Source organism: Kineococcus gypseus, assembly GCF_050871305.1.
In the GTDB taxonomy this organism is placed as follows: Bacteria; Actinomycetota; Actinomycetes; order Actinomycetales; family Kineococcaceae; genus Kineococcus; species Kineococcus gypseus.
The window spans coordinates 1-26336 of the sequence record NZ_JBJLRD010000057.1 but is presented as its reverse complement, the minus strand read 5'-3'; the positions used below and the strand labels follow the sequence as shown (position 1 = coordinate 26336).

The following is a 26336-nucleotide window of genomic DNA, read 5'->3' as shown; positions in this document are numbered from 1 at the left end:
CCCCCCCCCCCCCCCCCCCCCCCCCCCCCCCCCCCCCCCCCCCCCCCCCCCCCCCCCCCCCCCCCCCCCCCCCCCCCCCCCCCCCCCCCCCCCCCCCCCCCCGCGGGACGGGCGGAACCGGTTCAGTCCGCGCTGCCGACCAGGCCGATCTGGCAGGTCAGCCCGTTGGGGCCGTGGTTGCAGTACCCGTTGGGCACCTTGTGCAGGTACTGCTGGTGGTAGTCCTCGGCGTACCAGAACGTGCCCGCCTCGCTCGCCGGGCGGACCTCGGTGGTGATCTCGCCGTGGCCGTGCTCGGTCAGCTCGCGCTGGAACGTCTCGCGGGTGCGCCGCACGGCCTCGAGCTGCTCGGGGGTCGTGGTGTAGACCGCCGAGCGGTACTCGGTGCCGCGGTCGTTGCCCTGCCGGAAGCCCTGCGTGGGGTCGTGGTTCTCCCAGAAGACCTTCAGCAGCTGCTCCGGGCTCGTCACGGCCGGGTCGTAGGCGACCAGGACCGTCTCGGCGTGGCCGGTGCGGCCGGTCACCGACTCCTCGTACGTCGGGTTCGGCGTGAAGCCGCCCTGGTAGCCGGCCGCGGTGGTCACCACCCCCGGCTGGCGCCAGAAGATCCGCTCCGCGCCCCAGAAGCAGCCCATGGCGAACGAGATCACCTCGGTGCCCTCGGGCCAGGGGCCCTCCAGCGGCGTGCCGAGCACGGCGTGCACGGCCGGGACCTCGAAGCGGCGGGCCGGCGAGCCCGGCAGGGCCTCCTCCGCGGTCACCATGCGGGTCTTGTACGGGTTGCCGAAAAGCACTGAGCGCTCCTCCCTCGTGGTACTCCCCTCAACCACGCGCGGGCCCCGTGCGTTCCCCGCCGCCCGCCGCCGCCCGGGCCCGCCCGGCGGGCGCGGCGTAGGCTCGCCGCCCGTGACGACTGACGACAGCACCCCCGGTCCCGGTGCGCGCCCGCCCGGCTTCTCCACCCGCGCCCTGCACGCCGGCCAGGACGCCGACCCGGCCACCGGCGCCGTGGTGACGCCGATCTACCAGACGTCCACGTACAAGCAGGACGGCGTCGGCGGGATGCGCACCGGCCTGGGCACCGGCTACGAGTACTCCCGCTCCGGCAACCCCACCCGCACCTCGCTGGAGGTGCAGTTCGCCTCCCTGGAGCAGGGCGACGGGGCGTGGGCCTTCGCCTCGGGCCTGGCCGCCGAGGACGCCGTGCTGCGCGCCCTGCTGGTGCCCGGCGACCACGTCGTCTTCCCCGACGACGCCTACGGCGGCACCTACCGGCTGGTGAAGAAGGTCTTCGAGCCGTGGGGCGTGGAGCACACCCCCGTCGACCTCGCCGACCTCGACGCCGTGCGCGCGGCCGTGCGCCCGGGCACCACCCGCCTGGTGTGGCTGGAGACGCCCACCAACCCGCTGCTGACGATCGGCGACATCGCCGCCATCGCCGAGGTCGCCCACGCCGCCGGCGCGCTGCTCGTCGTGGACAACACCTTCGCCTCCCCGTACCTGCAGACCCCGCTGCTGCTGGGCGCCGACCTCGTCGTGCACTCCACCACCAAGTACGCCGGCGGCCACTCCGACGTCGTCGGCGGCGTCGTCGTCGTGCGCGACGGCGACGACGGCCGCGGCGGCACCCTCTCCGCCCGCATCGCCTTCCACCAGAACGCCATGGGCGCCGTGCCCGGCGCCTTCGACTCCTGGTTGGTCCAGCGCGGCCTGAAGACCCTCGCGGTGCGCATGGAGCGCCACTGCGACAACGCCGAGCGCGTCGTGGAGTTCCTGCAGTCGCACCCGCGCGTGACGAAGGTGCTCTACCCGGGCCTGCCGGAGTTCCGCAACCACGACGTCGCCGCGAAGCAGATGCGCCGCTTCGGCGGGATGATCTCCTTCCGCACCGCCAGCGTCGACGACGCCCTGGCCGTGTGCGCGAAGACGGAGCTGTTCACCCTCGCGGAGTCCCTCGGCGGCGTGGAGTCCCTCGTCGAGCACCCCGGCCGCATGACCCACGCCTCCGTCGCCGGCTCCCTGCTGGAGGTCCCCGACGACCTGGTGCGCCTGTCCGTCGGCCTGGAGGACGCCGACGACCTGATCGCCGACCTCGCCACCGCCCTGGGCTGAGGCGCTCGCCCGTTCCCACGTGCTGGGAGGCGTGCCCGTGGCCGGGGTGTGTCGCGCGTGGTCGGGCTGGCAGGCCGTCGGGGGGTGCTCCGCCGGGCTCTCCGCCCGCCGCTGGCAGCACCGCTCCGGGTGGGCAGCAGAGGGCGGGCTCCGGACGCCCGGCTGCGCACCCCCCGCCGCCCGGGCGCGCGTCACCGGAGCGCGGCGCGGCGGCGCGGGTTCCGGTCGTGGGTGCCTGGTGGGCTCGGAGGGTGGCGGGGTGGTCCGCAGCCGGGCGTCCGGAGCCCGCCCCGTGCCGCCGGGGTGACGTGCCGCTGGCAGGAGCGGGCGGAGAGCCCGGCGGAGGACCGCCCCGACGCCCGGCCGTGAACCCGACCGGGTGAACCCGACCGGGTGAACCCGACCGGGTGAACCCGACCGGGCGGACCTTGACGGGGTGGGGAGAACCCCCGGGGGAGGACACCGGCTGCCTCCCTGGGGCGGGGGGCCGCGAGCAGGTCGGATGGGTGTCGTCAGGAACCGACGACACCAGGAGTTCGCGTGTCCAGCACCCTCGCCCCGTCCCGCCGTTCCGTGCTCAGCGCCCTCGGGGGTGCCGCCCTGGGCGCCGGGGCCGTCGCCACCGCGCCGCCCGCGCAGGCGCACCGGCGGCGTCGCCCGCACCCGCTGCAGGAGCACCTGGACCACCTCGTGCACGGCGTCGGGTTCCCCTCGGCGCTGGCCAGCGTGCGCGATCCCGACGGGCGCGTGCACGACCTCACCGCGACCAGCGGCGCGCCCGTCCCGCTCGACGGCCGGGTGCGGGTGGGCAGCAACACGAAGACGTACGTGGCCGCCCTCGTCCTGCAGCTCGTCGACGAGGGCCTGGTGGTCCTCGACGAACCCGTCGAGACGCACCTGCCCGGGCTGCTGCGCGGGCCCGCCGGCGACGGGCGCGACATCACCGTGCGCCAGGTGCTGCAGCACACCAGCGGCCTGCCCAACTACACCTCCGAGTTCGGCACCTCCGACTGGTCCCTGCTGCGCGAGCGCTACTACGACCCGCGCGAACTGCTCGACCTGGTGCGCGACGTGCCCGCCACCGGGGCACCGGGTCAGGCGTGGCTGTACAGCAACACCGGCTACGTCGTGGCGGGCCTGCTCGTGCAGCGCGTCGCCCGCCGGCCCCTGGCGGAACTGGTGCGCACCCGCATCACCGAGCCCCTCGGCCTGCGCGGGACGTTCTTCCCGCAGCCGGGCGAGCAGGGTTTCCGCGGGCCCCACCCGGTCGCGTTCCACCGCGACAGCTCCGCGCAGCCGTGGCGCGAGCTGACCCTGCTGGACCCCTCCTGGGGGTGGGCGGCCGGCGCGGTCGTGGCCACGCCCAGCGACCTGAACGCCTTCACGCTCGCCCTGCTGCGCGGGGAGCTGTTCTCCGCGCAGCAGCTGGAGCAGGCGCGCACCACCGTGCCCGCACCGGACCTGTGGGACGGTTCGCGCTACGGCTTGGGGCTGTCCAGCTCCCCGCTGCCCGACGGGCGCCTGCTGTGGGGCCACGGCGGGGACATCCCCGGTTTCGAGACGCGCGGGGGCGCCACCGACGACGGCGCCGCGGTGACGGTCGCGGTGACGGCGCTGCCGACGGCGACGGCCGCCGACGAGGAGGGCGGGCTCGCGGCGATGGGCGCGGTGCTCGACGTGGTGCGGGCGGCGTTCGCCTGAGCGCCCGTGAACTCGTGCCCGTGGTCGGGGTGCGTCGCGCGTGGCTGGGCTGGGAGGCCGTCGGGGGGTGCTCCGGCCGGCTCTCTGCCCGCGACGGGGCGGCACCACCTCGCCCGGCCGCGCGGGGCGGGCTCCGGACGCCGGCCTGCGCACCCCCCGCCGTCCGGCTGCACGTCACCGGGCGCGGTGGGGCGGCGCGGGGCGGCGCAGGGGTTCGGCCACGAGCGGCTGGTAGGACTGGAGGGTGGCGGGGTGGTCCGCAGCCGGGCGTCCGGAGCCCGCCCTCCACCGCCCAGGTGGGCTCGAGCTGGGAGGAGCGGGCGGAGAGCCCGGCGGAGGACCTCCCCGACGCCCGGGCCGGAACCCGACTCGGATCGAAACTCGACCGCGGGCCGGAACCCGGCCACGAACTCCTACGAAGCGCGCCGCCGCGAGGAGCGTCCCGAGCGCGAGCGCAGGTAGTCGTCGACGACGAACTGCCCGAGGCGCTGCGGGCTGGGGCTGAGCACCCGGCCGCCGTTGCGGCGGGCGACGGCCTCGACGAAGCGGCGCAGGCCCGGGTCCTCGCCGAGCATGAACAGGTTGATGGTGGCGCCGAAGCGGGTGAGGTGGTCCACCTCGGTGACGGTGGCGCGGATCGTGGCGGACGTCGGCGGCCACTGGAAGACCGCCTCGGGGGTGCCGCCGCTGTCGTCGAGGTGGGCGGTGGGCTCGCCGTCGGTGATGACGAGCACGACCGGTTCGGCGTCGGGGTGCCGGCGCAGGTGGCGGCGGGCGAGGCTGAGGGCGTGCTGGAGGTTCGTGCCCTGCACGAAGTCCGGTTCGACCTCGGCGAGCTCCGTCAGCGACATGGGGGCCGCGTGCAGGCCGAAGCCGATGATCTGCAGGGCGTCGCCGGGGAACTTCGTGGAGACCAGGTGGCTCAGGGCCAGGGCGGTCTCCTTCATCGGCCCCCAGCGGCCCTCGGCGGCCATGGAGAACGACAGGTCCACGCACAGCGCCACGGCCGCGGAGGAGTGCCGCTCGGTCTCGACGACCTCGAAGTCCTCCCAGCTCAGCCGCACGCGCCCGCCCGGCTCGGGGCGGGTGCGCCGCAGCGCGTTGGAGACGGTGCGCACCACGTCCAGGGGCTGCTCGTCGCCGAACTGCCAGCGGCGGGTGGCGCCGGTGGCCTCGCCGCCCGCGCCGGCGCTGGAGTCGTCGTGGTCGCCGCGGCCGGTGGCGGCCACGCGGTCGAGGACCTCGCGCAGCGCCGTCTGCCCCAGGCGGCGCAGCGCCTTGGGGGAGAGGGTCAGGCCCTGCCCGGAGCGCGTCAGCCACCCCTGGCGCTGCAGCTCGCGCTCCAGCTCGCGCAGCCGGCGCAGGTCGTCGGCGGCGCCGCGGCCGAGCTGGCGCTCCAGGGCGTCGACGTCGACGTCGTCGAGGGTGGCGCCGGGGTGCTCCTGGCCCAGGGAGTCCAGCAGGTCGTCCAGCTCGGAGATGTCCTGCAGGGCGTCGGCGGCCTCGCCGTAGCCGAGGGGCTCGCTGCCGCGCGCGCCGCGCACCCGCTCGCCGGTGGTGGAGTCCAGGTCGGGGCGCAGCGCGCGCAGGTTGTCCGAGAGCTGCGCCATCTGCGCCTGCAGGTCCAGGTCGTCGCCGAAGGCCTGCTGCACCAGCTCGGACAGCTCCGCGCGCTGCTGCGGCGAGAGCGAGCGCATCAGGCGCGAGGCGGCCGCGGCCCGGCGGGCCAGGGCGTCGACGAGCTCGTCGAGGTCCTGCGCCTGCGCGCCGTCCTCGCCGAGCAGGTCGCCGTGCTTGGCCTTGAACTCCTCGAAGTCCTCCTGGGTGTCCTCACCGCGGGCGCGCTTGCCCAGCAGGTCGTTGAGGTCGGAGACCATGTCCTTCATCGCCTGCAGCGCCGCGGGGTCGCCGCCCTGCAGGGCCTGCTTCATGCCGCGGAACTGCTGGTCCAGGACGTCGTCGCGCAGCCCGTCGAGGATCTGCTGGTACTGCTGCCGGGCCTGCTCCGAGGCCCAGTCGTAGTCCTGCAGGTCGCGCACGGCCTGGGCGGTCGAGCGCGGCAGGGCGTCCAGGCGCGCCTCGGCGAAGCGGGCGTCGTCGGCGCGCGGGTCGTCGCCGGTGCGGGCGGCCAGCTCCTCGCGCTCGGCGGCCAGCGCCTGGTCCAGCTGGGCGCGCGCCTTCGTCAGGGCCCCGTCGAGGTCGCCGCGCCGGGCGGCCTCGCGGCGCAGCCGGGCGGCGCGGGCGCGCAGCTCCTCCAGCCCGGAGCGGCCGTCGGGGCCGTGGCGCACCATGTCGCGCAGCGCCTCGCGCAGCGAGCCGCCGCGCAGCACCTCCTGGCCCACGCGGTCCACCGCGGCGCGCACGTCGTAGGGCGCGGCGAGCGGGTCCGGTCCGCCGGCCCACTCGCCGTAGCGGTAGCGCCCACCGCGCCGCCGCGCCCAGGACCTGCTCCGCGCATCGCTCATGGCGCGACGCTACGTCCGCGGCGTCCCGCGCGCCACGCCCTCCGCGCTCGGGGTCCGTCGCGCGTGGTCGGGGTGCGTCGCGCGTGGCTGGGCCGGGAGGCCGTCGGGGGGTGCTCCGGCCGGCTCTCCGCCCGCGACGGGGCGGCACCGCCCCACCCGGGCGGGGGAGGGCGGGCTCCGGACGCCGGCCTGCGCACCCCCCGCCGTCCGGCCGCACCTCACCGGGCCGCCGGCGATGAGCGCGCGGTTCCCGCTCGCCGTCCCCGACGGCTGGTGGGACTGGAGGGTGGCGGGGTGGTCCGCAGCCGGGCGTCCGGAGCCCGCCCCGCGCGCCGAGGTGGGCCGAGGTGGGCAGCAGCGGGCGGAGAGCCCGGCGGAGGACCACCCCGTCGCCCGGGCGAAGACCCGACCGAGCGGCCCCGACCCCACGGGCCCGGGCCGGTCCTCAGGCGGCCGTCCCCCGGAAGCGCCGCAGCCGCAGGCTGTTCGTCACGACGAACAGCGACGACAGCGCCATGGCCAGCCCCGCGACGAGCGGGTTGAGCAGCCCCGCGACGGCCAGCGGGATGGCCGCCACGTTGTAGGCGAACGCCCAGAACAGGTTGGTGCGGATGGTGCGCAGCGTCGCCCGGGACAGGCGCAGGGCGTCGACGGCGGCGAGCAGGTCGTCGCGCACGAGGGTCAGGTCGGCGGCGTGCGCGGCGACGTCGGCGCCGGTGCCCACCGCGATGCCGAGGTCGGCGGCGGCCAGGGCGGGGGCGTCGTTGACGCCGTCGCCGACGACGGCGACGGCGCGGCCCTGCGACTGCAGGCGGCGCACCACGTCGACCTTGCCCTCGGGCAGGACCTCGGCCACCACCTCGTCCACGCCCACGGCGGCGGCGACGGCGCGGGCGGCGCGGGCGTTGTCGCCGGTGAGCAGCACCGGGCGCAGCCCCAGGCGGCGCAGGTGCGCCACGGCGGCGGCGCTGGTGGGGCGCACGGCGTCGGCCACGACGAGCAGGCCGCGCGCGGCGCCGTCCCAGCCGACGGCGACGGCGGTGCGCCCGGCGGCCTCGGCCTCCTCGCGGGCGGCGGCCAGCTCGGGCGGCAGGGGCTGGGCCCACTGCTCCTGCAGCCAGGAGGCGCGCCCGGCGGCGACGGCGCGCCCGTCCACGACGCCGGCCACGCCGAGGCCGCCGGTGGAGGTGAAGCCGTCCACCGCGGGCAGCGCGGCCCCGCGCGCGCGGGCGGCCGCGGCGACGGCCTTCGCGACGGGGTGCTCGGAGGCGTCCTCCAGCGCGCCGGCCAGGCGCAGCAGCTCGGCCTCGTCCACGCCGTGGGCCGGGTGCGCGGAGACCAGCGCCATCCGGCCGGTGGTGACGGTGCCGGTCTTGTCGAGCACGACGGTGTCGACCCGGCGGGTGGACTCCAGCACCTCCGGGCCCTTGATGAGCACGCCGAGCTGGGCGCCGCGGCCGGTGCCCACGAGCAGGGCCGTGGGGGTGGCCAGGCCCAGCGCGCACGGGCACGCGATGACGAGCACGGCGACGGCGGCGGTGGACGCGGCCTCGGCGCCGTGCCCGGTGAGCAGCCAGCCGGCGAGGGTGGCCAGGGCGATCACGAGAACGACGGGCACGAAGACGGCGGAGACGCGGTCGGCCAGGCGCTGGACGGCGGCCTTGCCGGACTGGGCGTCGTGGACCACGCGGGCCATCTGCGCCAGCCGGGTGCCGTCGCCGACGGAGGTGGCGCGCACGACCAGGCGCCCGCCGGCGTTGACGGTGGCGCCGGTGACGGCGTCGCCGGCGCCGACCTCCACGGGCACGGCCTCGCCGGTCAGCAGCGCGGCGTCCACCGCGCCGGAGCCCTCGACGACGACGCCGTCGGTGGCGATCTTCTCCCCGGGGCGCACGACGAACTCGTCGCCCACGGCCAGGGCGGCCACCGGCACGCGCTCCTCGCGCCCGCCGCGCAGCACCGCGACGTCCTTGGCGCCCAGCTCCAGCAGGGCGCGCAGGGCCTCGCCGGAGCGGCGCTTGGCGCGCGCCTCCAGGTAGCGGCCGGTGAGGAGGAAGACGGTCACCGCGGAGGCGACCTCCAGGTACAGCTCCCCGGCGCCGTCGCCGCGCGCGGGCAGCAGCGTGAACCCCATGCGCATGCCCGGCGCCCCGGCGTGGCCGAGGAAGAGCGCGTACAGCGACCAGCCGAACGCGGCGAGCACGCCGAGGCTGACGAGGGTGTCCATCGTCGCGGCGCCGTGCCGGGCGTTCGTGAACGCCGCGCGGTGGAAGGGCCAGGCGCCCCAGACGGCGACGGGGGAGGCCAGCGTCAGGGCCAGCCACTGCCAGTTCGCGAACTGCAGCGCGGGCACCATCGACAGCAGCAGCACCGGCACGGTCAGCGCGGTCGAGACCAGCACGCGCTGGCGCAGCGCCGCGGTGCGCGGGTCCTGCGCCCGCCCGGGCTGCCCGGGCTGCCCGGGCTGACCGGTGCCGCCGTCGGCGGGTGCGGCGGCGGGCTCGGGCCGCGGCGCGGGCGGCAGCGCGGCGGTGTAGCCGGTGGCCTCCACGACGGCGATGGCCTCGGCGACGCCGGTGCCCTCGGGCAGCGCCACGCGCGCCCTCTCGGTGGCGTAGTTGACGCTGGCCTCCACGCCCGGCATCCGGTTGAGCTTCTTCTCCACCCGGGCCGCGCACGAGGCGCACGTCATGCCGCCGATCTCCAGCTCGACCGTGCGCAGCGCCGCCGCCGCGCCGCTCGCGGCCGTCACGTCGGGTGCGCCGGGCTGCTCGGGCGTCACGGCCGCCTGCCGGCGAGCTCGTAGCCGGCCTCGTCCACGGCGGCGGCCACGGCCGCCTCCTCCAGCGGCGCCTCCGAGACGACGGTCACGGTGGAGGTGCCGCCGGCGACGAGGTCGACGTCCACGGAGGTGACGCCCTCGATCGCGCCGACCTCGCTGCGCACCGCGCTCACGCAGTGCTGGCACGTCATGCCGGTGATCTCGTAGGACTGCTGGCTCACGGTTCCTCCTGGTGTCGGTGGTGCTGGTGCGGGTGGTGCCGCTGGTACTGGGGGAGCGGGTGCCTCAGGAGCGCACGAGGCGGGCGATCGCGTCGGAGGCCTCCTTGACCTTGGCCTCGGCGGCCGGGCCGCCCTCGCGGGCGGCGTCGACGACGCAGTGGGCCAGGTGGTCGTCGAGCAGCTGCAGCGCCACGGCCTGCAGGGCCCTGGTGGTCGCGGACACCTGCGTGAGCACGTCGATGCAGTAGGTGTCCTCCTCGACCATGCGCTGCAGGCCGCGCACCTGCCCCTCGACGCGGCGCAGCCGCTTGAGGACCTGCTCCTTCTCGCCGTCGTAGCCGGGCACGGCCGCCTCCTCGCCTCGTCGATTACCCCTGGGGGGTACCTGGTGAACGGGGTGACGCCCGGGTCTGTTCCCGCGGTCGGACCTCCCGGCCGAAGGACGCTCCCCTCGGGTACGACGTAGCCGATGGCTACGCTCGTGGGGGTGAGGACGATCCGGGTCCGCGACCTGCGCGACCACTGCGCGCAGCTCATCCGGGAGGTTGAGGCCGGGGAGACGTTCACCGTCACCAGCCACGGCAGGCCGGTCGCCACGCTCGCCCCCGTCCGGCCCCCGAGCACGGGACCGCGCACCTTCGTGCCCGCCGACGAGGTCGCCGGGGCCCTGTCCCACCTCGGTCCCGGACTGGCTGAGGGGCTGCGCCGCGACCTGGCCGGCTTCGACCTGGAGGACGACCACGCCTTTGAGCGCCGGGGCGGAGCGGTCCCCGGGGGTCGTGAGGACTGCGGGGCGTGACCGGCAGCGCTTCCCTGCTGGACACGAACGCCACGACCGACCTGTTCGCCGGGCGCCTCAGGGCACCCGCACCGGCACGGGCCGCCCGTCGCGGTGGACCCTGCGCCAGTACGTCCGCTGCACCAGCAGCGTCAGGACGCCGGCGAGCAGGATGCAGCTCAGGTTGACGACCAGCTGCACCGCGGCGCCCAGGGCAGTGCCCGTCTGGCCGGTGACCAGCCCGGCGGCCACGTCGGCGGCCGCCGGCACGGTGGTCACGCTGATGAAGACCCCCACCAGCGGGCCGGACTTGCCGGCGGTCAGCGACAGCGTGCCCGCCACCCCCGCCAGCAGGGCCACGATGACGCTGAAGGCGTCCGGGGAGGCGACGAACGAGGTCAGCGGGCGCCGCCCCTGCACGAACTCCTCCGGCACCAGCCCCACCGCGTCCAGCCCGGCGACGGCCGCGGCCGTCAGCGCGATGGCCAGCGGGAAGCCCAGGCCCAGGGCGCGCAGCGGCCCGGGCACCAGGTCCCGGCGCCGGCGCACCACCGCGACGGCCAGCGCCGCCAGCGGCCCGAACTCCGGGCCGAGCACCATCGCCCCGACGATGAGCACCGTGCTGTCCGTCAGCAGCCCCACCCCCGCGATGAGGGTGGCCAGCACGAGGAAGGAGTAGAACGCCGCCGAGCTGGTCGTCCCGCCGTCGGCGGCCTTCACGAGCTGGTCCCACACGAGCGCGTCGTCGCCCTGGCCGGGGGCGTCGCGCTCGGCGCGCTCCACCTCCGCGCCCAGCGCCGTGTCGATCGGCTCGAGCACCAGCGAGCCGTGCTCGAGGACGCCGAGCCCGCGCAGGCGCCGCAGCACCGCGTCGACCGCCTCGCGCGCCACGTCCGCCTCGACGAGGTCGCCCGGCGGCTGCACCACCGTGCCGACGTGGACGGTGACGTTCGCCGCGCCCGGCTCGGCGCGCAGCACCTCCAGCACCGCGGGCGTGGAGGGGGCCGGGCAGACGACGCGCAGGTGCAGCACGGCACCATCCTGGCGGGCGCGCCCGCCGGCCGGCGGCGCTACCGTGCCCGGGTGACGGGCGCGGCGGGCGGTGACGAGCGCGCGCAGCTGCTCGAGCGCTACCGCGAGCTGGTCGGACGCGAGCTGCCCGCGGCGGCCGCGCGCGGGCGCTGGGTGCTGCGCGCCGACCACTGCTTCGCGCGCGTGCTGCTCGACGACGCCGTGGGCGCGTGCTGGTACGACGTGCTGGACCGGCGCGCCGGCGCCGCGCACCGCCAGCTCGACGACGCGCAGCTCGCTCACGCCGTCGCCGCCGGCGAGCGGCTGCTGGCCGAGGGCGACCCGCTGCTGCGCGAGCTGGACGCGCGGTCGCTGCGCTGGCGGGGCAAGCCGCCCAAGCGCGGCGGCCCCCTCCCGCCCGCCGGCGCGGCGCGTCAGGCGCCGTAGACCGTGCGCCCGTCCTCCAGCACGACCTTGTCCAGCCGGCGCGTCAGGTGCAGCGACTCCAGCACGAACTCCACGCCCGCGGCGGCGCGCCCCGGCGTGGGCTCGTCGCCCAGGTCCAGGCGCTCGAGCACCTGCGCCAGGCCCGGCACGGTGCCCACCTGCTCCAGCAGCTGCCGCGCCGGCACGAGGTCGCCGGTCTCCACCGTGCGCCCGTCGGTGACCAGCGCGCTGAAGCCGGACAGCTCCGCCCCGCCCAGGCGGGCGCGGTACGTCTCGGCCACCGCGGTGCGCAGCAGGTGCTCCAGGACCTCCGTCTCGCGCCCCTCCTCGCCCTGCTCGAACTCCACCTTGCCCGCCAGCACGCTGACCACCGTGTGCAGGTCGCCCACGCGCGCCACCGGCGCGCCGTCCTCGGCGGCCAGCGCCGAGCGGCGCAGCGCCGCGGCCGCCACCGTCTCGGCCGCCGCGATGGAGAAGCGCGCCGAGACGCCCGAGGCGGGGTCCACCGCCGGCGACTCGCGCACGGCGCGGGTGAAGCGCGCCAGCACCTCCAGCAGGTGCTCGGGGACCTCGGCGACCGTGGCGGCCTCCTGGCGCACCAGGTCCACCTCCAGCTCGACCTCGAGCGGGTAGTGGGTGCGGATCTCCGCGCCGAAGCGGTCCTTGAGCGGGGTGATGATCCGCCCGCGGTTGGTGTAGTCCTCCGGGTTGGCGCTGGCCACCAGCAGCAGGTCCAGCGGCAGGCGCAGCTGGTAGCCGCGCACCTGGATGTCGCGCTCCTCCAGGACGTTGAGCAGCGAGACCTGGATGCGCTCGGCGAGGTCGGGCAACTCGTTGATCGCGAAGACGCCGCGGTTGGTGCGCGGCACCAGGCCGAAGTGGATCGTCTCCGGGTCGCCGAGCGCCCGGCCCTCGGCGACCTTGACTGGGTCCACGTCGCCGATCAGGTCGCCCACGGAGGTGTCCGGGGTGGCCAGCTTCTCGCCGTAGCGCAGCGAGCGGTGCAGCCACGCCACCGGCAGCGCGTCGCCCTCGGCCACCACCCGCCGGCGCGAGGCGGGCGTCAGGGGCGCGTAGGGGTGCTCGTTGAGCTCGCTGCCCTCGATCACCGGCGTCCACTCGTCGAGCAGGCCCACCAGCGAGCGCAGCAGGCGCGTCTTCCCCTGGCCGCGCTCGCCGAGCAGCACCACGTCGTGCCCGGCCAGCAGCGCGCGCTCCAGCTCCGGGGCGACGGTGTCCTCGTAGCCCAGGACGCCGGGGAAGCGGTCCTCGCCGGAGCGCATGCGCTCCAGCAGGTTGCGGCGCAGCTCGGCCTTGACGCTCAGGTGCTCGTGCCCGGAGGCGCGCAGCTCGCCGAGCGTGCGCGGCAGGCCGGCCGGCGGTTCGAGGGGGAGGGTGGCGGTCGTCGCGGTGGCGTCGCGGTTGCTCACGCGCCGAACCTACGTCCGTTCGCCGCCCACCACACCCCCCCGGGGTCGTCACCGTCCCGCCGCGCCGCCACCGCCGCCGCGGAGCACGATGGTGGCCATGCCGCACAGCCGCACCGAGCGCCTCGCCCGGCGCCGCGCCGAGCCGCGGTCCGAGCCGCGGTCCGAGCCGCGTCCCGAGCCGCGCCCCGGCGTCGCGGCCGGCCCGCGGCGCGAGCCGGCCGCGGAGCCGGCCGACGCCCTGCACCCGCGGCCGCACCACCCCTACGTCAGCCCCGCGGTGCGCACCGCCGCGGAGTGGTCCTGGCGCGTCGTGGCGATCACCGCGGCCGTGGTGATCGCCGCGTACGGGCTCAGCTTCCTGTCCGAGGTCCTCGTGCCCGTCCTGGTGGCGCTGCTGATCGCCGCGCTGCTCGAGCCCGCGGTGCAGTGGGGCCACGCGCGCGGGGTGCCGCGGGCGCTGGCCACCGCGCTGACGATGCTGCTGGCGCTCGCGGTCGTCTCCGGCCTGATCGCCCTCATCGGCACCCGCGCCGCCGACGGCTTCGGCGAGCTGTCCGACTCCGCCAGCCAGGGCGTCGACGAGGTCGAGCGGTGGCTGGCCGAGGGGCCGCTGCAGGTCTCCTCCGCCGCGCTGTCCGGCTACGTCGACCAGGCGCAGGACGCGCTGGCGGCCAACCGCGACACCATCGTCTCCAGCGCCACCGGCGTGGTCACCGCCGCCGGGCACGTCGTCGCCGGCTTCTTCATCGCCCTGTTCGCGTCCTTCTTCTACCTGCTGGAGGGCCGGCGGATCTGGGCGTGGCTGCTGCACCTGTTCCCGCGCCCGGCGCGCGAGCCCCTCGACGACGCCGCGCGGCAGTCCTGGGTGACGCTGACGCACTACATGCGCGCCACGATCGTCGTCGCCGTGGCCGACGGCACCGGCGTGGCGATCGGCGCGGCCGTCCTGCAGGTGCCGCTGGCCGTGCCGCTGGGCCTGCTGGTCTTCCTCGGCGCGTTCATCCCCATCGTCGGCGCGCTGCTGTCCGGCGCGGTGGCGGTGCTCGTCGCGCTGGTCGCGCAGGGGCCCGTCACGGCCCTGATCATGCTCGGCGTCGTCATCGCGGTGCAGCAGCTGGAGAGCCACGTGCTGCAGCCGTTCCTCATGGGCCGGGCCGTGGCGGTGCACCCGCTGGCCGTCATCCTCGCCGTGGCCGGCGGCGCCACCGTCTTCGGCATCGTCGGCGCCCTGTTCGCCGTGCCGCTGGTGGCGGTGCTCAACACCGGCGTCGGCGCCCTGGCGCGCGGCGGGGCCCGCACCCCCGAGGTGGCCGAGATCGAGGAGTCCGACGCCCCGCTGGCCCCGGACACCCCCGCGCCGCACGACGCCGGGCCCGACGCCGGGCCCGACGCCGGCCACGACGCCGGGCCCGACGCCGGGCGCGACGCCGGGCCCGGGGGGGCGCCGCAGGTGCAGCGCTGACGCGCGGCGGGCGCCCTGGCACCGGGGGGTGCCCGGGCGCCCGCGCGCCGTCGCCCCGGGTCGGCCGGGTCAGCCGGGTCAGCCGGGTCAGCCGGTGAAGGGGCGCACGCCCAGCACCTTCACGGCGATCTGCCGGCCGTTGGGCGCGGTGTAGGAGACCTCGTCGCCCGGCACCCGGCCCAGCACGGCCGCGCCCAGGGGCGAGCGCTCGCTGTAGACGTCCAGGCCGCCGGCGTCGCCGACCTCGCGGCTGCCGAGCACGAACTCCATCCGCTCGCCCGCCAGCTCCACCTCGACGACGGAGCCGAGCGCGACCTCGCCGGAGGCCGAGGCCTCGCCGACCTTCGCCGTCTCCAGCAGCCGGCGCAGCTGGCGGATGCGCAGCTCCTGCTTGCCCTGCTCCTCCTTGGCGGCGTGGTAGCCGGCGTTCTCCTTGAGGTCGCCCTCCTCGCGCGCCTGCTCGATGCGCTTGGCGAGCTCGGTGCGGCCCGGGCCGGAGAGGTGCTCGTACTCGGCCTTCAGCCGGTCGTAGGCGTCCCGGGTCAGCCAGGTGACGCCGTCGCTGGTCGTCTCGGTCACGGTCTCGCTCCTCGTCGCACTCCCACGGGCGCGGCCTCGGCCCCGCCCCCTGAAACACCGAGTCGCCCGGCCCCCCGGTCGCGGGGGGCGGACGACTCGAACGCACCACGGTAGCCCTCCCGGGCTCAGCCCTCCACCGCCGAGCACGACTCGACCAGCGCGGTGGTGGCCCGGGTGGTCGTGCGCACCGGCACCGTCAGCTGCACGGTGCGCTCCCCGGCGGGGGGCACCCGCACCTGCACCAGCCCCACCTCCGCCGAGGCCGCGTCCAGCGCGTGCACCGCGCAGGTCACCGCCGTGCCCGGCTCGCGCGTGACGGCGAAGGTGACCTCCGCGGTGCGGTCGTCGAGCACCCGGTAGCCGATGCCGGTGAACGCCGGCCCGCGCGACTGCGCCACCGACACCCACACCCCGTAGGCCAGCACGAGCAGCGCGCCGAGCACCGCCGCGGCCAGCGGCAGCGGCCGGCGGTACCACGGGCGCTGCGCGCGCCGGCGGTGCCCGTAGCGCTCGGCGAGCGGGTCGAGGGGGGTGCGGCTGGGCACGGGGGGCTCCCGGTTCTCGCGGGCGCGGGCCCGTCGGTCAGGATGGGGCGAGGACGTGCCCCGATGGTCGCACCCGCCGCCGGCGGGCCCGCGGGCGCGGGGGAGCAGGAGGAGGACGCCCAGTGGCGGAGACGCTGCGGCTGATGGCCGTGCACGCGCACCCGGACGACGAGTCGAGCAAGGGCGCCGCCTCGATGGCGCGCTACGCGGCCGAGGGCGTGGAGGTCCTCGTCGTCTCGTGCACCGGCGGTGAGCGCGGCGACGTGCTCAACCCGCGCCTGCAGGGCGACGCGCGGATGCTGCGCGACATGGCCGAGTACCGGCGCCGGGAGATGGCCGAGGCCGCCCGCGTGCTGGGCGTGCGGCACCGCTGGCTCGGCTACGTCGACTCCGGCCTGCCCGAGGGCGACCCGCCGCCGCCGCTGCCGGCGGGCTGCTTCGCGCTGGAGCCGGAGGAGCTGACCGTCAACGCGCTCGTGCACGTCGTGCGCGAGTTCCGCCCGCACGTGATGACCACCTACGACGAGTCCGGCGGCTACCCCCACCCGGACCACATCATGTGCCACACCGTCTCGCGGGCGGCCTTCGACGCCGCCGCCGACCCGGGGCGCTTCCCGCTGGCCGGCGAGGCGTGGCGCACCTCCAAGCTCTACTACCACGCCTCCTTCTCGCGGAAGCGCATGACCGCCTTCCACGAGGCGCTGCTGGCGCAGGGCAAGGAGTCCCCGTACGGGGAGTGGATCGAGCGCGCGCGGAAGATGGAGGAGGACCCCGACGCCCCGAGGCGCGTGGAGCTGGAGGTCACCACGCGCGTGGAGTGCGCCGACTTCTTCGACGTGCGCGACCGCGCCCTGCTCGCGCACGCCACCCAGATCGACCCCGACGGCTTCTTCTTCGGCGTGCCCAACGAGCTGCAGCGCGAGCTGTGGCCCACCGAGGACTACCACCTGGCCGTCTCGCACGTGCCCACCGAGCTGCCCGAGGACGACCTGTTCGCCGGGCTGCGCGCGTGAGCGCCACCGGGTCGGCCGCACCCACCCCCACCACGTCCACCTCCGGCACCGGCACGGCCACCGGCACGCCGCAGCCGACGGTGGACGCCGACCTCGTCACCCCCGGCCTGGGCGGCTTCCTGGCCCTGTTCGGGCTGGCGCTGGCGCTGTACCTCCTCGGGCGCAGCATGGCCCGGCGCGTGCGCGGGGTGGACCAGCGCGCCCGCCTGGCGGCGGAGGACCGCGCCGAGGAGCGCGCCCGCCGCGAGGCGCGCGAGCGCGAGGCTGCCGGGGGACACGGGGACGCGGACGGGACCGGGGACGCCGGGGAGCGCGACCGGCGGGACTAACCGGGCGCCGGGCGTCAGCGCCGGGCGTCAGGCGCCGGGCGTCAGGCGCCGGGCGCCGGGGGCGGGCGTCAGCGGCGCGCCACGGCCGTGGTGCGCTCGGCCGGCGGGCGCGCCAGGTGCGCCTCGACCGCGGCCAGCACCGCCACCGCCTCGCGCCCGGCGGCCGCGCCGGCCGGGTCCGGCTCGCCCGTGGCGGCGCTGGTGCGCAGCCGGTCCACGGCCCGGCGGAAGCCCTCCTGCACGGTGCCGTGGAAGCGCGGCAGGTCGTGGCGCCCGCCCGGGCCCCACACCGTGGCGAACGAGCCGCCCGCGCCGGCCGGGGCGGTCAGCGTCAGCGACAGCGCGCTGCCCGCCCCGCCGGCGTGCTCGAGCGCGACGTTCACCGCGTCGCGCACCCCGCGCCCGGCGCTGACGCGCTCCACCGGCGGCAGCAGCGCGCCCAGCACCGACAGCGCGTGCGGGCCGGTGTCCCACAGCCCGCCGCTCTCGCGCCGCCACGCCGAGGCCCCGTAGGGGTTGCCCGGCGCGTCGATCGTGCCGGCCCAGCGGGCGAGCGCCCCCTCCCACGGGCCGTGCTCGGCGGCCAGCGCGCCCAGGTGCTCCAGCCACCCGGTGACCTCCGGGTGGAAGAGGTAGGTGGTGTGCACCACGGCGGCCACCGCGCCCTCGCGCACGGCCGCCACCACGTCGTCGGCCGCGGCGAGGTCGAGCGCCAGCGGCTTCTCCAGCAGCACGTGCCGCCCGGCGCGGGCGGCGCGCGCGGCCAGCGGCGCCTGCACGTGCGGGGGCAGCGCCAGGGTCACCGCGTCCACCGCGTCGATCAGCTCGTCCGGGGAGGCGAAGGCGCGCCCGCCCACGCGCGCGGCCACCTCGGCCGCGCGCGCGGGGTCGCGCCCGGCGAAGCCGACCAGCTCCACGTCCGGGTGCGCGGCCAGCGCCGCGCCGTGGCACGTCGCGGCCCAGTGACCGGTGCCCAGGACCCCGAACCGCCGCGGTGCGTCGCTCACGGGACCACCCTGCCGCACCCGGGCGCGCCGGTCAGGGGGTGGTCACCTCCCGGGCGGCGTCGTCGTCGGGCCGGGCCGCGCCGGGGGGTGCGCCGGCCGGGGGGTGCGCCGGCCGGGGCGCGACCCTCAGCCCAGGGCCAGGACGAGGCCCGCGGCCACCAGCACCGCGGCGGTCAGCCCGTGCACGCCCAGCGCCGTGGCGAGCGCGCCGCCGCGGGCGCGCACGACGACGGCGTCGCCCACCGCGGTCAGGGCCGCGGCGGCCAGCGCCCAGCCCGCGGCGGCGGGCCCGGCGGCCGCCCACACCACCAGCACCACCACCCCGGAGGTGATGTCGCGCACGCCCTTGGTCGCCGCTAGGGCGCGCACGTCGTCGGCGCCGACGCCGAAGTCGGTCGTGGCCCGGTGCGGGACGAGCAGGAAGCGGGTGCCGACGACGACGATGCCGAGGCAGGCGAGCAGGGCGGTGATCAGGGCGGCGAGGTGCACGGCGGAGTCCTCCCGGGTTCGTCGGCGCGGGTGGGGGTGGACGGGCCCGCCGACTCGGCCCTGTTGTCTATCGTTGTTATATAACGCTGCTAGGGTACTTGTCGTGTCTCCCCGCCCCGCTCCCGACCTCAGCTCCCGGCGCGAGCAGGTCCTCGCCGCCGCGCGCGACCTCGCCGAGTCCGAGGGGTGGGCCGCCGTGACGGTGCGCCGCCTCGCCGCGACCCTCGGCGTCACCCAGCCCGTGCTCTACACGGTCTTCGCCGGCCGTCAGGCGGTCGTCGACGCCGTGGCCCTGGCCGGCTTCGCGGACCTCGCCGACGCGCTCGCGGCGGCGGGGGCCTCGCCGCCGGCGAGGGTGCGCGCCTACCTCGGCTTCGCCGCCGCCCACCCGGGCGTCTACGAGGCGATGTTCTCCCTGCCCTCGGGCCTGCCGTTCGCCGCCGAGGACACCCCCGAGCCGATGCGGCGGGCGTTCGCGGGCGTGCAGGAGGTCTTCCCCGACGGGGACGGCACGCGGGCGGAGGTCGCCTGGTCGCTGCTGCACGGCCTGGCCACGCTCGAGGCCGGCGGGCGCCTGCGCGCCGGGCGGGCGCGGGCCCGCTCCGAGCTGGCCCACCGCCTGCTCGCCGGGGAGCCGGGGGAGCCGGGGGAGCCGGGGGGTCCGTGAGGGCGCCGCCGTTCCACCGCCGCCGGTGCGCTGGGAGACTCCCGGCGTGGTCACCACCCGCCTCGTCCAGGTGCGCGACGCCGACGCCCTGGCGCGCCTCGTGCGCGTCGACCGCGAGTTCCTGGCGCCGTGGGAACCCCTGCGCGACGAGGCGTGGTTCACCGCGGCCGGCCAGCGGGCCGAGGTCCGCGGTGCGCTGGCCGCGCACGAGGCGGGGACGTGCCTGCCGCACGTGGTCCTCGACGACGACGGCGCCGTCATCGGCCGGATCACCCTCAACGGCGTCGTGCGCGGCGCGCTGCAGTCGTGCAGCACCGGCTACTGGATCGCCAGCGCCGCCGGTGGGCGCGGGGCGGCCGGCGCGGCGCTCGCGCGGGTGACCCGCCTGGCGTTCGACGACCTCGGCCTGCACCGGGTGCAGGCGGAGACGCTCGTGCACAACACCCGCTCGCAGCGGGTGCTGCAGCGGTGCGGCTTCATGCGCTACGGGCTGGCCCCGCGGTACCTGCGGATCGCCGGCCGGTGGCAGGACCACGTCCTGTTCCAGCTGCTCGACCCGCGGGCGTGAGGCGCGCTCGGGCGGTGGCGACCTCGCGGCAGCGCCCCGCGGCCGGGGGACGGGTCGCAGCAGCGGTGCAGCGGGTCCTCCCGCTGCGCGCACCGCGCCGGTCCGCGAGAACTCCCCGGTGCGGTCCCCGGGCGTCCGGGCGTCCCCCACCGCACGAGCCGGCGGGACCGCTGCGGTTGCGCTCGCGCGCCACGCCCCGCGCCCCCATCGTTGAGGCAGGAGACGCACGCGAGCGCAGACCCGTGGAGGACGGCATGAGCACGCACGACCCGAGCCGCGAGGCACCGCGGACCCTGCCCGCCGGTGGGGTGGTGGTGGCCAGCTACAGCGACTACCTGCAGGCCCAGCTGGCGGTGGACCACCTGTCCGACCGGGGTTTCCCCGTGCAGCACGTGCGCATCGTCGGCGACGGCGTGCGCATCGTCGAGCAGGTCTCCGGCCGGATGACGAAGGGCCGCGCGGCCGCGCTGGGCGCCGCCTCGGGCGCCTGGTTCGGGTTGTTCACCGGCCTGCTCCTGGGCCTCTTCGCCGTGGTGGGGTGGCTGTCGATCGTGCTGACCGCCGTCCTGGTCGGCGCCGTGTTCGGGCTGGTGGCCGGGTTCGCCGGGCACGCCGCCACCGGCGGCACGCGCGACTTCACCTCCGTGCGCGGCCTGGCGGCCGAGCGCTACGACGTGCAGGTCGACGCCGCCCACGAGCAGCAGGCCCGCGCCCTGCTGGCCGAGGGCGTGGCCACCGGCGGCCGCCGGCGCTGACCGGCCCGCCGGCCGCGGTCCCGGCGCGTGCCCCCGACCGCCCTGTGGCAGCGTGGGCGCGTGGCCAACCGCCTGCAGCACTCGCGCAGCCCGTACCTGCAGCAGCACCGCGACAACCCCGTCGACTGGTGGGAGTGGGGGCCGGAGGCGTTCGCCGAGGCGCGCCGGCGCGACGTGCCCGTGCTGGTCTCCACCGGCTACGCGGCCTGCCACTGGTGCCACGTCATGGCGCACGAGTCCTTCGAGGACCCCGCCACCGCCGCCGCGATGAACGAGCGGTTCGTGTGCGTGAAGGTCGACCGCGAGGAGCGCCCCGACGTCGACGCCGTGCACATGGCCGCCACCACCGCCCTGACCGGCCAGGGCGGCTGGCCCATGACGACGTTCTGCACCCCCGAGGGCGAGGTCTTCTTCGCCGGCACGTACTTCCCGCCGCGCCCGCACCCGCAGGTGCCCTCCTTCGGGCAGGTCCTCGACGCCGTCGCCGAGGCCTGGCGCGAGCGGCGCGAGGAGGTCCTCGGCTCCAGCGCCCGCATCGCCCGCGCCCTCGGCGCCGCCGCCGCCCCGTCCGGCGGAGCCCCGCCGGGCGACGACGACCTCGCCGCCGCCGTCACCGCGCTCGCCGGCGAGGAGGACGCCGTGCACGGCGGTTTCGGCGGCGCGCCGAAGTTCCCGCCGTCGATGGTCGTGGAGTTCCTGCTGCGCCACGCCGCGCGCACCGGCTCGCAGGTCGCCGCCGGCCTGGCCGCGCGCACCCTGACGGCGATGGCCCGCAGCGGCACGTGCGACCAGGTCGCCGGGGGTTTCGCCCGCTACGCCGTCGACGCCGGCTGGGTCGTGCCGCACTTCGAGAAGATGCTCTACGACAACGCGCTGCTGGCGCGCGCCTACCTGCACTCCTGGCGCGCCACCGGCGACGCCGAGCACCGGCGCGTGGCCGAGCAGACGTGCGAGTGGCTGCTCGCCGGCCTGGGCACCCCCGAGGGCGCCTTCGCCGCCTCGCTGGACGCCGACACCCCCGTGCCCGGCGCCGACGGGCGCGTGCACGCCGTCGAGGGCGCCACCTACGTGTGGACCCTCGGCGACCTCGTGGAGGTCCTCGGCATCGACGACGGCCCCTGGGCCACCGACCTGCTCGGCGTCACCGAGGCCGGCACCTTCGAGCACGGCACCTCCACCGCGCGCCTGACCCGCGCCCTGGAGGGCGAGGAGCTGGCGCGCTGGCTGCGCGTGCGCGAGCGCCTGGCCGCCGCCCGCGCCGACCGCCCCCAGCCCACCCGCGACGACAAGGTCGTGCTCGCCTGGAACGGCCTGGCCGTCGCCGCGCTGGCCGAGGCCGGCGCGCTGCTGGCCCGCCCGGACCTGCTGCTCGCCGCCCGCACCGCCGCGGCGTTCCTCGTCGACGTGCACCGCGTCGACGGGCGCTGGCGGCGCGTCTCGCGCGACGGGGTCGTCGGCGAGCCGGCCGCCGTGCTGGAGGACCTCGGCGACCTCGCCGAGGGGCTGCTGGCCCTGCACGCCGCCACCGGCGAGCACCGCTGGGCGGGCGTGGCGCGCGAGGTGTGCGAGGAGGTGCTGGAGCAGTTCGCGGCCGAGGGCGGCGGGTTCCACGACGTCGCCGCCCACGCCGTCGACCCCGCCCTGCGCGCCGCCCGCGGCGGCGCCGAGCGCCCCTCGGACCCCTCCGACGGCGCCACCCCCTCCGGCTGGACCGCCGCCGCCGGCGCGCTGCTGTCGGTCGGCGCGCTGACCGGCGACTCGCGCTTCACCGACGCCGCCGTCGCCTCCCTCGGCGTGGTCGCGGCCCTGGCCGCCCAGGCCCCCCGCTTCGCCGGCTGGGGCCTGGCCGTCGCCGAGGCGCTGCGCGACGGCCCGCGCGAGGTGGCGGTGCTCGGCGAGCCCGGCGACCCGGCCGCCGCCGAGCTGCACCGCCTCGCCCTGGCCGGGACCGCCCCCGGCCTCGTCGTCGCCCGCGGCGTGCCCGGCGAGTCCGACCCGCCGCTGCTGGCCGAGCGCGGCCTCGTCGGCGGGCGGGCCGCCGCCTACGTCTGCCGCGGCCAGGTGTGCGACGCGCCCACGACCGACCCGGCCGCCCTCGCCGCCGCCCTCGGGGTCCGCGCGGCCTGAGTTCCGCCCCGGGCGGGGTGCGTCCGCGTGGTCGCCCTGGCGGGCCGTCGGGGGGTGCTCCGCCGGGCTCTCCGCCCGCCGCTGGCAGCACCGCTCCGGGTGGGCAGCAGGGGGCGGGCTCCGGACGCCCGGCTGCGCACCCCCCGCCGTCCGGCTCCACCTCACCTGCCCGCGCACTGCGTCTCGGCTGAGGGGGCCGGTCCCCAGCGGCCGGTGCGGCTGGAGGGTGGCGGGGTGGTCCGCAGCCGGGCGTCCGGAGCCCGCCCTCCGCCGCCCAGGTGGTCTCCAGCTGGGAGGAGCGGGCGGAGAGCCCGGCGGAGGACCGCCCCGACGCCCGGGGCGGGACCCGACCCCGGGGCGACGGAACCCGAGGACCCCTCAGCGGTGCTGCAGCGTCGCGATCGCGATGGCGACGAAGTGCGCCGCGAACCCGACGACGGTGCACGCGTGGAAGACCTCGTGGAAGCCGAACCAGCGCGGGCTGGGGTTCGGGCGCTTGAGGCCGTACACGAGGGCGCCGGCGGAGTAGGCGAGGCCCCCGGCGACGACGAGGGTGGCCACCGCCCACCCGCCGCCGCGGGCGAAGGCGCCCAGGTAGCCCACCGCGACCCAGCCGAGGGCGACGTAGACCGGCGTGTACAGCCAGCGCGGGGCGCCGACCCAGGAGACGCGGAAGGCGGTGCCGGCCAGGGCGCCGGCCCACACCAGCGTCAGCAGGGAGCGGGCGTCGTCGGCGGGCAGCGTCGTGACGGCCAGCGGGGTGTAGGTGCCGGCGATGATGAGGAAGATGTTGCTGTGGTCCAGGCGCCGCAGCACGGCCCCGGCGCGCGGTGACCACGTGCCGCGGTGGTAGACGGCGCTGGTGCCGAAGAGGAGCACCGAGGTCGCGGCGAAGACGGCCGCGGCGGTGCGCGAGGCCGCGGTGGGGGCCAGCGCGACGAGCACCGCTCCGGCGGCCAGCGCGGCCGGGGAGGTGCCGGCGTGCAGCCAGCCGCGCAGTCGCGGCTTGACCGCGTCGAGCGTCGGTGCGGGGTCCAGCGGCATGGCGGGACCGTACGCCACGCGGGCGCGGGCCCGGTGCGGCGGCGGACCCGTGCGGGCGGGGTCGTCGCCGCGGGGGGCGGGTATACCGTGAGCGCCGATGGACCTCCGCGACCTCCTCTACGGCGCGTACGGGCGGCGGCTGGAGCGGTCGCTGGACGCGGCTGTGCTGCCGCGCCACGTCGGCATCATCCTCGACGGCAACCGGCGCTGGGCCAAGGCGTTCGGCGCGCCCAGCGCGCACGGGCACCGCGCCGGCGCCGACAAGGTCGTCGAGTTCATGGGCTGGTGCGACGACGAGGGCATCGAGGTCGTCACCCTCTACCTGCTCTCCACCGACAACCTGCACCGCCCCGAGGCGGAGCTGGCCCCGCTGATCGGCATCGTGGAGGACTGCGTGGCCCGCCTGGCGGCCGCGCGGCGCTGGCGGGTGCACCCGGTGGGGGCGCTGGAGCTGCTGCCGCCGGCGACGGCGGAGCGGCTGCGGGCGCTGGCGCGCGACACCTCCGACATCGGCGGGGCGGTCGTCAACGTCGCCATCGGCTACGGGGGCCGGCAGGAGATCGCCGACGCCGTGCGCTCGCTGCTGCGCGAGCACGCCGCGGCGGGCACGTCCATCGAGCAGCTCGCCGACGTGCTGACGGTGGACCACATCGCCGCGCACCTGTACACGAAGGGCCAGCCGGACCCGGACCTGGTGATCCGCACCTCCGGCGAGCAGCGCCTGTCCGGCTTCCTGCTGTGGCAGAGCGCGCACACCGAGCTGTACTTCTGCGAGGTGCTGTGGCCGGACTTCCGCAAGGTCGACTTCCTGCGCGCGCTGCGCTCCTACGCCGCCCGCGAGCGCCGCTTCGGAGCGTGACCGCGAGGGCCCCGCGGCTCCCTCGCGGTGACGGTGAGTGGCGCGTCGCCGTCAGGTCCCCGGCAGGTCACCGACACGTCGCCGACCGCTCACCCGCACGGGCGTGTTCCCGGCCCCGTGCAACGGATCTGGGGCTAGCGTCGGGGGTGACGGGTGGCGACCGCCGCCCGTCCGGGAGGTCGCCGTGGGTGCTGTCCAGCGCCGCAGGGGGGCCCGGTCCCGGGTCGCCCGCACGGTGGCCTGAGGTCCCGGTCCGCCGCTGATGAGGGGGTCCGGGCGCGCTCGCCCCGGGCTCCCGGAAACGGGAGACGTCCGTGGTCACCAGCTCCACCCCCGCCGCGCCGCACACCCCGACCGCCCCGGCCGCCGCTGCGGCGCCCGGCGCCGGACCGGGGGCCACCGCTCCCGCCGCGCGCCGCACGTTCGTCCTCGACACCTCCGTGCTGCTGTCCGACCCCGCCGCCCTGACCCGCTTCGCCGAGCACGACGTGGTCCTGCCGCTGGTGGTGGTCAGCGAGCTGGAGGGCAAGCGCCACCACCCCGAGCTGGGCTACTTCGCGCGCGAGTCGCTGCGCCGCCTGGACGACCTGCGCGTGCAGCACGGCCGCCTGGACCGCCCCGTGCCGGTGGGGGAGGAGGGCGGCACGCTGCGCGTGGAGCTGAACCACTCGGACGCGACCTCGCTGCCGTCCGCGCTGCGCACCGGGCCGCTGGCCACGGCGGGCGACACCCGCATCCTGGCGGTGGCGCGCAACCTCGCCGACGAGGGCCACGACGTGACGGTGGTCTCCAAGGACGTGCCGCTGCGCGTGAAGGCGTCGGCGGTGGGCCTGGTGGCCGACGAGTACCGCGCGGAGCTGGCGCCGGACTCGGGCTGGACGGGCGTGGCGGAGCTGACGGCGACGGCCGAGGAGGTCTCGGCGCTGTACGAGGCGGGCTCGGTGGAGCACCCGGAGGCGCGCGAGCTGCCGGTGAACACCGGGGTGGTGCTCTCCTCCCCGCGCGGGCACGCGCTGGGGCGGGTGGGCGCGGACAAGCAGCTGCGGCTGGTCAAGGGCGACCGCGAGGCGTTCGGCGTGCGGGGCCGCTCGGCGGAGCAGCGCATCGCGCTGGACGCGCTGCTGGACCCGGAGGTGAGCATCGTCTCGCTGGGCGGGCGCGCGGGCACGGGCAAGTCCGCGCTGGCGCTGTGCGCGGGCCTGGAGGCGGTCATGGAGCGCCGCGAGCAGCGCAAGGTGGTGGTCTTCCGGCCGCTGTACGCCGTGGGCGGGCAGGACCTGGGGTACCTGCCGGGCACGGAGGCGGAGAAGATGGGCCCGTGGGGCCAGGCGGTCTTCGACACGCTCGAGGCGCTGGTCTCCCCGCACGTGCTGGAGGAGGTCGTCGACCGCGGCATGCTCGAGGTGCTGCCGCTGACGCACATCCGCGGCCGCTCGCTGCACGACGCGTTCGTGGTGGTCGACGAGGCGCAGTCGCTGGAGCGCAACGTGCTGCTGACGGTGCTCTCGCGCATCGGGCAGGGCTCGAAGGTGGTCCTCACGCACGACGTGGCCCAGCGCGACAACCTGCGCGTGGGCCGGCACGACGGGGTGGCGGCGGTGGTCGAGGCGCTCAAGGGGCACCCGCTGTTCGCGCACGTGACGCTCACGCGCTCGGAGCGCTCGCCGGTGGCGGCGCTGGTGACGGAGCTGCTCAACGACTTCGGGGCGTGAGCGGCCCGCGGGCGTGAGCGCCCCGCGGGGCTGAGGGCCGGGGGGGGGGGGGGGGGGGGGGGGGGGGGGGGGGGGGGGGGGGGGGGGCCCCCGCCGGGCCGGGGGGGGGGGGGGGGGGGGGGGGGGGGGGGGGGGGGGCGCCCGGGCCCCCCCCCCCCGGCGCGGCGGGAGCCGGTGCCCGCCGGTGTCCGCCGGTGTCCGCCGGTGTCCGCCGGTGCTCGCCTAGGCGCGCG

Annotated in this window: 25 protein-coding genes; 13 read left to right on the top strand and 12 right to left on the bottom strand. The window is 77.6% G+C overall.

All coding sequences use genetic code 11. The features are described 5' to 3' along the window. Nucleotides 1-122: 122 nt before the first annotated feature. On the bottom strand, nucleotides 123-764 hold the full coding sequence (gene msrA / locus ACRYMN_RS17875; protein ID WP_432498000.1) for a peptide-methionine (S)-S-oxide reductase MsrA: 642 nt from the start codon (nucleotides 762-764) through the stop codon (nucleotides 123-125). A 142-nt stretch (nucleotides 765-906) separates the two neighbouring features. Here msrA and ACRYMN_RS17870 point away from each other — a divergent pair, with 142 nt between their 5' ends. Continuing rightward, nucleotides 907-2112 carry a cystathionine gamma-synthase gene (locus tag ACRYMN_RS17870; protein ID WP_432497993.1) on the top strand — a complete coding sequence of 402 codons (1206 nt, stop codon included), beginning with the start codon at nucleotides 907-909 and terminating at the stop codon, nucleotides 2110-2112. Between the two features lie 540 nt (nucleotides 2113-2652). Beyond that, entirely contained in the window at nucleotides 2653-3813 is a 1161-nt protein-coding gene (locus ACRYMN_RS17865) for a serine hydrolase domain-containing protein (protein WP_432497991.1), read from the top strand. A gap of 413 nt (nucleotides 3814-4226) precedes the next feature. Here the strand turns inward: ACRYMN_RS17865 and ACRYMN_RS17860 are convergent, their stop codons facing one another. The 4 genes from ACRYMN_RS17860 to ACRYMN_RS17845 form a co-directional block, all read right to left on the bottom strand. Continuing rightward, on the bottom strand, nucleotides 4227-6278 hold the full coding sequence (locus ACRYMN_RS17860) for a vWA domain-containing protein (protein WP_432497988.1): 2052 nt from the start codon (nucleotides 6276-6278) through the stop codon (nucleotides 4227-4229). Between the two features lie 445 nt (nucleotides 6279-6723). Beyond that, complete coding sequence (locus ACRYMN_RS17855) at nucleotides 6724-8970, bottom strand: heavy metal translocating P-type ATPase (protein ID WP_432497997.1); 2247 nt, start codon at nucleotides 8968-8970, stop codon at nucleotides 6724-6726. An 86-nt stretch (nucleotides 8971-9056) separates the two neighbouring features. After that, nucleotides 9057-9251 carry a cation transporter gene (locus ACRYMN_RS17850; RefSeq protein ID WP_432497995.1) on the bottom strand — a complete coding sequence of 65 codons (195 nt, stop codon included), beginning with the start codon at nucleotides 9249-9251 and terminating at the stop codon, nucleotides 9057-9059. A gap of 94 nt (nucleotides 9252-9345) precedes the next feature. Beyond that, nucleotides 9346-9627: a metal-sensitive transcriptional regulator gene (locus ACRYMN_RS17845; protein WP_432497985.1), complete on the bottom strand. Its 282-nt coding sequence runs from the start codon at nucleotides 9625-9627 to the stop codon at nucleotides 9346-9348. A 141-nt stretch (nucleotides 9628-9768) separates the two neighbouring features. Between ACRYMN_RS17845 and ACRYMN_RS17840 the strand changes: the two genes are divergently transcribed. Then, entirely contained in the window at nucleotides 9769-10080 is a 312-nt protein-coding gene (locus ACRYMN_RS17840; protein WP_432497983.1) for a type II toxin-antitoxin system Phd/YefM family antitoxin, read from the top strand. 57 nt (nucleotides 10081-10137) lie between these two features. Here ACRYMN_RS17840 and ACRYMN_RS17835 read toward each other — a convergent pair whose 3' ends face one another. Next, nucleotides 10138-11091: a DUF389 domain-containing protein gene (locus ACRYMN_RS17835; protein ID WP_432497981.1), complete on the bottom strand. Its 954-nt coding sequence runs from the start codon at nucleotides 11089-11091 to the stop codon at nucleotides 10138-10140. Between the two features lie 51 nt (nucleotides 11092-11142). On the opposite strand from ACRYMN_RS17835, the gene ACRYMN_RS17830 reads away from it, so the two are divergent. After that, on the top strand, nucleotides 11143-11517 hold the full coding sequence (locus ACRYMN_RS17830; RefSeq protein ID WP_432497978.1) for a hypothetical protein: 375 nt from the start codon (nucleotides 11143-11145) through the stop codon (nucleotides 11515-11517). Here the strand turns inward: ACRYMN_RS17830 and ACRYMN_RS17825 are convergent. Then, complete coding sequence (locus ACRYMN_RS17825) at nucleotides 11505-12947, bottom strand: sigma 54-interacting transcriptional regulator (protein WP_432497976.1); 1443 nt, start codon at nucleotides 12945-12947, stop codon at nucleotides 11505-11507. The genes ACRYMN_RS17830 and ACRYMN_RS17825 overlap by 13 nt on opposite strands. Before the next feature lie 97 nt (nucleotides 12948-13044). On the opposite strand from ACRYMN_RS17825, the gene ACRYMN_RS17820 reads away from it, so the two are divergent. Next, nucleotides 13045-14409 (top strand): AI-2E family transporter, encoded by a 1365-nt coding sequence (locus ACRYMN_RS17820; protein ID WP_432497974.1) that lies wholly within the window; start codon nucleotides 13045-13047, stop codon nucleotides 14407-14409. 87 nt (nucleotides 14410-14496) lie between these two features. On the opposite strand, the gene greA is transcribed toward ACRYMN_RS17820, so the two are convergent. Together greA and ACRYMN_RS17810 are read right to left on the bottom strand one after the other, a co-directional pair. Beyond that, nucleotides 14497-14988: a transcription elongation factor GreA gene (gene greA / locus ACRYMN_RS17815; RefSeq protein WP_432497972.1), complete on the bottom strand. Its 492-nt coding sequence runs from the start codon at nucleotides 14986-14988 to the stop codon at nucleotides 14497-14499. Between the two features lie 125 nt (nucleotides 14989-15113). Next, nucleotides 15114-15533, bottom strand: coding sequence for a DUF4307 domain-containing protein (locus ACRYMN_RS17810; protein WP_432497969.1), 420 nt, complete (start codon nucleotides 15531-15533; stop codon nucleotides 15114-15116). 122 nt (nucleotides 15534-15655) lie between these two features. On the opposite strand from ACRYMN_RS17810, the gene mca reads away from it, so the two are divergent. Together mca and ACRYMN_RS17800 are read left to right on the top strand one after the other, a co-directional pair. Beyond that, nucleotides 15656-16546 carry a mycothiol conjugate amidase Mca gene (gene mca / locus ACRYMN_RS17805; RefSeq protein WP_432497966.1) on the top strand — a complete coding sequence of 297 codons (891 nt, stop codon included), beginning with the start codon at nucleotides 15656-15658 and terminating at the stop codon, nucleotides 16544-16546. Further along, complete coding sequence (locus ACRYMN_RS17800; RefSeq protein ID WP_432497964.1) at nucleotides 16543-16875, top strand: hypothetical protein; 333 nt, start codon at nucleotides 16543-16545, stop codon at nucleotides 16873-16875. The genes mca and ACRYMN_RS17800 overlap by 4 nt, the downstream gene beginning before the upstream one ends. A gap of 68 nt (nucleotides 16876-16943) precedes the next feature. On the opposite strand, the gene ACRYMN_RS17795 is transcribed toward ACRYMN_RS17800, so the two are convergent. Both ACRYMN_RS17795 and ACRYMN_RS17790 read right to left on the bottom strand, forming a co-directional pair. Further along, nucleotides 16944-17882, bottom strand: a complete 939-nt coding sequence (locus ACRYMN_RS17795; RefSeq protein WP_432497962.1) for a Gfo/Idh/MocA family protein — start codon at nucleotides 17880-17882, stop codon at nucleotides 16944-16946. A 126-nt stretch (nucleotides 17883-18008) separates the two neighbouring features. Beyond that, nucleotides 18009-18371 (bottom strand): DUF4267 domain-containing protein, encoded by a 363-nt coding sequence (locus tag ACRYMN_RS17790; protein ID WP_432497959.1) that lies wholly within the window; start codon nucleotides 18369-18371, stop codon nucleotides 18009-18011. A 103-nt stretch (nucleotides 18372-18474) separates the two neighbouring features. Between ACRYMN_RS17790 and ACRYMN_RS17785 the strand changes: the two genes are divergently transcribed. From ACRYMN_RS17785 to ACRYMN_RS17770, 4 genes are all read left to right on the top strand, one after another. Next, nucleotides 18475-19038, top strand: a complete 564-nt coding sequence (locus ACRYMN_RS17785) for a TetR/AcrR family transcriptional regulator (protein WP_432497956.1) — start codon at nucleotides 18475-18477, stop codon at nucleotides 19036-19038. A 46-nt stretch (nucleotides 19039-19084) separates the two neighbouring features. After that, nucleotides 19085-19606 (top strand): GNAT family N-acetyltransferase, encoded by a 522-nt coding sequence (locus tag ACRYMN_RS17780; protein WP_432497954.1) that lies wholly within the window; start codon nucleotides 19085-19087, stop codon nucleotides 19604-19606. Between the two features lie 254 nt (nucleotides 19607-19860). Next, a complete protein-coding gene (locus tag ACRYMN_RS17775; RefSeq protein WP_432497951.1) occupies nucleotides 19861-20361 on the top strand; it encodes a general stress protein in 501 nt (166 codons plus the stop codon). A gap of 60 nt (nucleotides 20362-20421) precedes the next feature. After that, the gene (locus ACRYMN_RS17770; RefSeq protein ID WP_432497948.1) at nucleotides 20422-22488 is read left to right on the top strand and encodes a thioredoxin domain-containing protein; all 2067 of its coding nucleotides are present in this window, start codon (nucleotides 20422-20424) and stop codon (nucleotides 22486-22488) included. Nucleotides 22489-22866: 378 nt separating this feature from the next. On the opposite strand, the gene trhA is transcribed toward ACRYMN_RS17770, so the two are convergent. After that, nucleotides 22867-23532, bottom strand: coding sequence for a PAQR family membrane homeostasis protein TrhA (trhA, locus tag ACRYMN_RS17765; RefSeq protein WP_432497945.1), 666 nt, complete (start codon nucleotides 23530-23532; stop codon nucleotides 22867-22869). A gap of 97 nt (nucleotides 23533-23629) precedes the next feature. On the opposite strand from trhA, the gene ACRYMN_RS17760 reads away from it, so the two are divergent. Then, entirely contained in the window at nucleotides 23630-24391 is a 762-nt protein-coding gene (locus ACRYMN_RS17760; protein WP_432497943.1) for an isoprenyl transferase, read from the top strand. A gap of 314 nt (nucleotides 24392-24705) precedes the next feature. Further along, the gene (gene phoH2 / locus ACRYMN_RS17755) at nucleotides 24706-26103 is read left to right on the top strand and encodes an RNA 5'-3' helicase PhoH2 (RefSeq protein WP_432497941.1); all 1398 of its coding nucleotides are present in this window, start codon (nucleotides 24706-24708) and stop codon (nucleotides 26101-26103) included. Nucleotides 26104-26336 lie beyond the last annotated feature (233 nt).